This is a genomic window from Paenibacillus sp. TAF43_2 (assembly GCF_052113545.1).
Classification (GTDB): Bacteria; Bacillota; Bacilli; order Paenibacillales; family Paenibacillaceae; genus Pristimantibacillus.
The window spans coordinates 1-5,854 of sequence record NZ_JBFRDK010000267.1; the positions used below are offsets into that span (position 1 = coordinate 1).

At 40.7% G+C, this 5,854-nt stretch carries 5 protein-coding genes and 1 pseudogene; 2 read left to right on the forward strand and 4 right to left on the reverse strand.

Annotation, left to right across the window (positions count from 1 at the left end):
• The 4 genes and pseudogenes from AB4Z17_RS31390 to AB4Z17_RS31405 all read right to left on the reverse strand — a co-directional run.
• Nucleotides 1-389, reverse strand: a pseudogene (locus AB4Z17_RS31390) (extracellular solute-binding protein); the annotation flags it as partial.
• A gap of 159 nt (nt 390-548) precedes the next feature.
• Nucleotides 549-1,973: a response regulator transcription factor gene (locus AB4Z17_RS31395; RefSeq protein ID WP_441964201.1), complete on the reverse strand. Its 1,425-nt coding sequence runs from the start codon at nt 1,971-1,973 to the stop codon at nt 549-551.
• Nucleotides 1,966-3,726 carry a sensor histidine kinase gene (locus tag AB4Z17_RS31400; RefSeq protein WP_441964203.1) on the reverse strand — a complete coding sequence of 587 codons (1,761 nt, stop codon included), beginning with the start codon at nt 3,724-3,726 and terminating at the stop codon, nt 1,966-1,968. Before AB4Z17_RS31400 ends, AB4Z17_RS31395 begins: the two co-directional genes overlap by 8 nt.
• Before the next feature lie 220 nt (nt 3,727-3,946).
• Nucleotides 3,947-5,143 carry an enolase C-terminal domain-like protein gene (locus tag AB4Z17_RS31405; RefSeq protein WP_441964205.1) on the reverse strand — a complete coding sequence of 399 codons (1,197 nt, stop codon included), beginning with the start codon at nt 5,141-5,143 and terminating at the stop codon, nt 3,947-3,949.
• A gap of 395 nt (nt 5,144-5,538) precedes the next feature.
• On the opposite strand from AB4Z17_RS31405, the gene AB4Z17_RS31410 reads away from it, so the two are divergent.
• Nucleotides 5,539-5,676, forward strand: a complete 138-nt coding sequence (locus AB4Z17_RS31410; RefSeq protein WP_441964207.1) for a hypothetical protein — start codon at nt 5,539-5,541, stop codon at nt 5,674-5,676.
• On the forward strand, nt 5,669-5,854 hold a 186-nt coding region (locus AB4Z17_RS31415), incomplete at its 3' end, for a SpoVR family protein (RefSeq protein WP_441964209.1). The genes AB4Z17_RS31410 and AB4Z17_RS31415, both read left to right, overlap by 8 nt.

The following is a 5,854-nucleotide window of genomic DNA, read 5'->3' on the forward strand; positions in this document are numbered from 1 at the left end:
TTCACATTCACAACCATCGCATCAGGCAAGTCGTTACTGGCAATGGATAAATTGATCTTCTGTTCGTAATCTTTGCCTCCAGCAGCCTGCCAAACAATTTTCGTATCTATGTTCAATTGTTCTTTAATATAACGGGTATACTGGTTGTTCTCAGGAGATTCCCCGTCTGGCAAGCTTTTATCCGACGCATCAATTTCTTTTCCAATTCTAATTGTGATAGGTTCCTCGGATTTTCCAAAAGGATCTGCTTCTTCTTGTATCTCTTCAGTTTGTGCTCCTTCCGTTGAAGGCTTTGATGGTTCTTTGGAATTGCCTGAATTACTGCATGCCGGTAATACAACTAACATAGCTGCAAGTAACATTTGAATGCATTTTTTAGACTTGCTCATGCGTGTTCCTTCTTTCACTTTTGAATTTGTCCACACCTAAAAGGTAACACACAAAAGCTTCTCGTTTAGATAGACATAAGTACCACGTTTAGAGAGGTAAATGACCGAAGATTAGCAAGGTTTTGTGGTTCTTTTCTTAGCTATTTATCATTTCTCCCCCTATTTCCCGGTCATATCTCTACCTATATCATGCGTTTTATCATACGCTTGTCGGTATTTACTCGGAAGCATATCCGTTTGCTCTCGAAAGGTGCGGCTAAAATATTTTTCATCCATATAACCAACGTTTTCTGCAATCCAAAGAATGGTCTTGTTGGTATAGAGCAGAAGCTCCTTTGCTTTCTCGATGCGAACCTGTCGTAAATAGTCGCTAAAATTCATACCAACAATTTCTTTAAAGCATTGGCTAAAATAGCTTCGACTCATGTTGACTCTTTTAGCAATGTTAGCCGCAGTAATCTGCTGATTCATCTCTTCATGAGCGATATGAACAGCTTTAATGATGCATTCCACAACCTCTTGGGAAAATGTGGGTTTAACAATGGCGCTGCGGATCATATTACGTATGGTTATAAACCATGTATCCACTTGATCCCAGGAATCAAAAGAAACTGGCAGCTGAATTTTTAATATGCCCACAGGAGAAAATATAAGATTCCATTTATCGATTAACGAATACAGCAGCCCAAGCAGCATCGCCTGAGGCAGCCGCATCATCTTCAAAGTATAGAGTTGATGATTAAATAGACTGTCTTGATAAATCCATTCATAAGACGACCATTGCTCCTTCGCATGATTCATGCTTTCTTCAGACCTTGCTTGCTTGTGATTGTCCCCCTCTTGCAGCAAAATAGACTGAACGCTAGAATGCGGATCATAGTCGTAAAAGAAATCCTTCTCTCTATATTCTCTTAGCCGACGATTTACATCTTTATGACATTTACCATAARGACCATTAAGCTTGATTAGATTCCAACCCGGTTTAGTACAGATGACCTGTGAAAGCCGTTCCAGCCATAATTCGTTGGATTGCTCTAGCGGTTGCATCCAGAACCAAAGATTAATATCCACCTCAACTATGGATTGGTCTGTCTTATTGCTCCATTCTTTTACCCAATACTCTCCAACAGCCTTGTTATTAGAAAGCAATGCGTAGCCTCGATCCATTGAAAAAAGCTCATTTGCATTTGGATCTCTTTTTTGTTCCTGCATAATTCGGTTGTAGATTCTTTCAAGTACTTCCTCAAAGCGCTCTTTTTCAAGCTGAACTTTAGCAATGTAATCAATCGCGCCTAATCTAAGCGCCTCTTGGATGTACTCAAAATCCTGATGAAGCGTCAAGACTACAGTATAGATATGAGAGAACTCTTTACGGACCCTTTTTATTAATTCAATCCCCGACATCACAGGCATAGCTAAATCAGTAAGCAGTAAATCAACACGATTGGATTCCAAAAATTCCAATGCTTTTTTGCCGTTACTTGCTTCACCTACAACCTCCATATCGAAATTCTCCCAAGGCATTGCCGAAATAAGTCCCTTTCGAACTAATTTATCATCATCAACAATCATCACTTTAATCATGATTTGGTTCAACCTCCAAGAGGGGCAAGCTTAAGAAAATGCTTGTCCCTTTCCCTAGCACACTATTAATTTTCAACTCTGCCCGCTCGCCATATTGAGATTCAATCATGCGCTTCACATAGTTCATCCCTATGCCCATGCCAACCTTATTGTTTTCAACTTCTGAGCTGTTTAACAACTTTTCAATGGTTTCTTCTGACATCCCTGACCCGTTGTCATGAATGGAAATATTGATCATTTGTGTTAATTTCACATCAACTCGAATGAAGCCCTCATCACTTAAGCCATGATAAAGGGAGTTTTCTACGAGTGGTTGCAGGATGAACCGAGGAATCGGCATTTTCAATACCTCTTCATCCATATGAATCTGCACATCAAATTGAAAATCATAACGAATTTGCTGCAAAATAAGGTATTGCTTCAACGCCTCTAGCTCCTCTTGAATCGTTGATGATTGTCCAAGCTTCCCCAAATTATAATGCAGCAGTTTATTTAATGACGATACAAGACGATCAATCTCGTTCTGCCCGTTCATGACAGCCAGCCAGTGCACCGTATCCAACGTATTCATCAAAAAATGAGGATTGATTTGATATAGCAGCTTCTCGACCTCAAGATCCGCTCTGCGCCTCTCCTTCTGTTCAACCTCCGCAAACAAATCCCAAATTTGAACTTTCATTTGCCGAAATTGATCCAGGAGGAAGTCAAACTCTGGTATTCTAGTTCTTGCTATACCTGTCTGAATTCCATTTTGAGCCATCAGCTTAATTTCTTTATTGAAACCGCTCAATGGTCGATACACCATTTTCCACAATAGCCATGCCATGAATAGACTCATCACCAAAAAAACAATCGAAAATAGCAGGATTTGAACGAACCATCGATTCATCTCCTTGTTATAATCGGCTTTAGGGATCACGGAAACAATGCTCCATCCTTGACTGCTTACTTTCCTAAACCATTTATATCCATTATGTGTACCGAAAGGCTTTCCCTCTTCAATGCCAGGGAACGTTGTATCTATTACAAAGGCATCCGGTAATTCGCTATAGGCAATTCTACCATCATTATCAAGAAATATATGGGAGTTATTCCCACCTGTTTGATCATTGCTAAGGATGCTTTGCGTCAAATGTAATCCTGTTTCTATGTAAACATAAACATCATTTCGATTAGGCAGATCGACTTTTCTTAAAGCAGACAGCACATATTGATTTTCGAATCGGTTATTGCTCATATGCGGTCCATAATAGGAAATTCCAGAATACTTGGCAAGCAATGGCGATTTTTCTGGGAAAAAGTTATCCTTGACTCCCAAATTTTCAAGATCATAGGAATGATCGTTTTGGAAATAATACAAGGTTAATCCGATACTCGGATTCGTAAAAGTAATGAGGCTTAATTCTTCCTTCAAATTGCTTATCATTTTGTAGCGCTCGAATGGTTTGCGATCCGCACTTGCTAAAAATTCATCTAATTTCTTGCCTACACTGCCTTCAAAAGCAAGCTGTTGGGATACATGATTTAAATTACTGATCGTATTCTCTAACGAAAGCTCTACTTGATTTAAGTTGCTTTGAATGCCACTTTGAATTTTATTGGTAAGAATGGAGTAGATGGTATAGTAAGAAATCAGGCCTATACTAATAAACGGAATCAATGAGCTAAGCAAGAAGATAATAATAATCCTCTTCTTCAAGGTCAGGTAATCATAAAGAAATGCTTTGAACTTTCTCCTCATGCTGAAAAACATCGAACTGCACACTCCCAAGAAAATAATAAATGCTTAATCAATCAAGTTTAAAGTTCCTCTTCACTATACTCAATCATACCATGACTGATTTCTTGTTATCTGAAATAGAAACTCCAGCAAGGCTAAATTGAAATAGGCAAAGCCTTATTTCTACAGCTTTGCCATCTTTATTTAAACTAGGTGTTTTGCTCTTCGAAAGCCATTTGGCTAATACTAGCTATTAAGGTCGGGCGGAGGTTCCGTCTGGCAGACGAGCCAGCGTCCATGCGGGAACCACGTTCTCACATTGGAATTTAGCAGCCATTTTCTCATCTATATCAATACCTAGGCCTGGTTTCTCGTTCGGGTACACATATCCATCTCTAGATTCAGGTATTCCTGAGAATACTTCGTGAATCTCGTCTTTAAAACCATTCCATTCCTGTATACCGAAATTGATGCTGCTGACATCCAAATGTACGTTTGCCGCATGTCCAACCGGGGAAACATCGCCAGGACCATGCCACGCCGTGCGAATGCCATAAGCCTCACAAAGCGAGATCATCTTTTGGGCTGGTGTGATCCCGCCGATTTGGCTTACGTGGATACGAATATAGTCAATCAAACGTCCTGAGATCAAAGGCATCCATTCGTTCGGATTGTTAAACAGCTCGCCCATTGCGATAGGTGTCGTTGTGTGCTGTCGGATCAGTTTAAACCATTCGATTTGCTCCGGAGGCAGTGCATCCTCCAAATAGAACAACTGGAATTTCTCTAGCTGCTTAGCAAAGCCTACCGCATCGATTGGGGTCAGTCGTTCATGGATATCATGGATTAGCTCCACATCCCAACCTATTGTGCTTCGTAAATGATCGAACATTTCAATAATACCTCTCCTATATACCTTAGGATCATAGTAAGCACCATCCAACGCATGATCAGGCTTCACGATCTTGTGATCACGTCCACCGTACAATCCCATTTGACATCGCACATAACGGTAGCCTTCCTCTAGGCAGGCGCGCACATTTTTTTCTACTTCTTCTTTACTGCTGCCATCGGCATGCTTATAAATTGCTGCACCTTCACGACACTTTCCGCCTAGCAGTTGATATACTGGCAGTCCAGCTATTTTCCCTTTAATATCCCACAAGGCCATATCGACCCCGGACAAAGCATTATTAAATTCCGGTCCATTTCTCCAATACCCGCTGACCATTGCTGTCTGCCAAATATCTTCAATACGGTGCACATCCTTACCGATTAAGAATGGCTTTAAGTGGTCTTCGATTGCCGAAGCTACGGTCAAATAACGCTGTGTAAATGTAGCACAGCCCAAGCCGTACAAGCCAGGCTCTGAAGTTTCAATTTTAACAACAACCAGATTAATTCCCTCTGGTGCAGTCAGTATTGCTTTGACATCACGAATTGTTATCATCTATTTTCTCCTTATCCATCACCATAAAAAATGTCTGAATACATCTTAATTTCACTTTAGAATTTGCTACATCAAAAAGGTAACACAAAAAAGCCCACCGCTGGGATAGACATAGGTAGCACGTTTAGAGCGGTAAATGATCAAAGGTTAACAAGACTGCGCTATTCTTTTCTCAGCTTTCCAGCATTTCTCCCCCTATTTATCGGACATATCTCTACCTATATCCAAACAACAGCGACCATGCTCAGATGTGCATGATCGCTTAATGGTTTTCCTTTAATTCCTTACTAAGCATTATTATTTATACTTAGCAAAGTCAAAATCACATGGGTTAGCACAAGATCATTAAGATATTTATTGCCATTCCAATAGAGGCGGTCGAACAGTTTATCGATGTGATCCTTGCCATTCAAGAGCATGTCGATCCGACGCTCATTAAGCCTTATCAATTAGATAAGAAACGTTATATCGAAATGGTGCAAAAGGACAGCGAGCGCTCGGAGTGGAACATCCCTTCCTCCTCTTGTGAATGACTTGTGGAATCTAGATCCGGATCGAACAGTTGCCGCTCAATCGCAGGCCGCTGACGCCAAACGTTTTCAACCACGGCCAGAAAAAGATCTCGTCTGGTTCATTGAGGAGTACTCCCCTACTCTTGAGGATTGGCAGCGCGACATTCTATCTATGCTTCGCGATGAGATGCTCTATTTC

What these genes read in the sequence shown, in the direction of transcription:
- AB4Z17_RS31400 (WP_441964203.1), bottom strand. Translation starts at nt 3,726, where the DNA reads ATGTTTTTCAGCATGAGGAGAAAGTTCAAAGCATTTCTTTATGATTAC.
- AB4Z17_RS31405 (WP_441964205.1), bottom strand. Translation starts at nt 5,143, where the DNA reads ATGATAACAATTCGTGATGTCAAAGCAATACTGACTGCACCAGAGGGA.